General features: G+C 43.7%; 1 protein-coding gene. It reads left to right on the top strand.

Annotated elements, in window-relative coordinates:
* On the top strand, positions 1 to 1,113 hold a 1,113-nt coding region (gene ccmI, locus R7O12_RS24845; RefSeq protein ID WP_318126718.1), incomplete at its 5' end, for a c-type cytochrome biogenesis protein CcmI.
* Between the last annotated feature and the right edge of the window lie 294 nt (positions 1,114 to 1,407).

Here is a 1,407-nt window from a genome sequence, read left to right as displayed (position 1 = left end):
GATGAGTTGAACAAAGCTTTTTATAAAGATCGTCTTTCTGAGCTTCAAGAAGAAACAGAAGAAGGTCTTGTCGAGAGTCAAGAAGATCTGATTTCTGATCTTAAGCAGTCACTTTTGGATGATATTCCTGCACAGAAAATGAGTCAGGAAACCAAGGTCTCGCCGATGGCAGTGCTTATTCCTTCTGTGATTCTTACGGTTGCGTTAAGTTACGGGCTTTATTACAAGTTTGGCGCATCTCAAGATGTTGTGAAATGGCAAGAGGTTACGTCTAACTTGCCAGAGCTTTCTAAGAAGCTGATGTCGTCGTCTTCTGAACCTCTGAGCGATGATGAAATGGCTGATTTAACGTTGGCACTGCGCACGCGCCTGCATTATCAACCAGAAGATTCAACCGGTTGGTTGCTACTCGGTCGTATTGCATTAGCGAACCGCGATGTGACGACAGCCATCGATTCTATGAAGAAATCGTATGCTCTTGAGCCAAAAGATCCTGACGTTATGTTAGGTTACGCTCAGGCGTTAATGCTTTCTCAAGACGAGATGGACCAAGCAACGGCTCGTTCTTTACTTGGTAAGCTCATGCAACAAGATTACGTGGATTTACGCGTGTTCTCATTGCTCGCATTTGATGCATTTGAACGTAAAGATTACCCTGCAGCAATTAAATACTGGGGCATTATGCAGCAGATGATCGGTCCTGACGATAGCCGTTACGAAAGCCTTTCACGCAGTATCGACCATGCACGCAAACAAATGGGTGAAGTGGTTTCTCCAGATAAAAGCGTGGCAGTAACGATTAATGTTGCACCTGAAGCGCAGCTTGATCCTAACGCGGTATTAATTGTCTCAATTCATCGTGCTGATGGTTCACCAATGCCGGTTGCAGCCGCTCGCTATCCACTTGGTTCGTTCCCACGAACAGTGGTGCTAGATGACGGTAACGCGATGATGCAAGGGCAAAAACTATCATCGTTAGAAAAACTTATCGTGCGTGTACGTGCTGATTCTGATGGCAATGTTGCAACGCGCGACCAAGATTGGCATGGTGAAAGCGATGTGGTTGAATTCGGTCAACCGGTTGCAGTGACCATCGATAAACAGTATCAATAGTTAGTTGTTGTCTCTGATATATGACACTTAGTCAGTGTCGGGCCCATTTAGTGGTATGACTCTAAACTATCAAGTAAAATGACGAAGGCCAGCATTTGCTGGCCTTTGTTTATATACTCAAGTGACTTCTAAAATGTATTTATCGCTAACATTGAGCTCGTTGGTTGTTCCTGCATTTGCTTTTTGGCGTAGGTCATACATTTTTAAATGAGGTTACTTAAGTATATTAATAGTCGTTATGGAACATAGAAGGTATAACAAGGGTAGATCCTACCTAATGTGACTGTGAGGAAA

It is taken from the genome of Vibrio sp. Vb1574 (assembly GCF_033338675.1).
The sequence above is the reverse complement of the archived record's forward strand: the minus strand, read 5'-3'. Positions and strand labels throughout refer to the sequence as shown.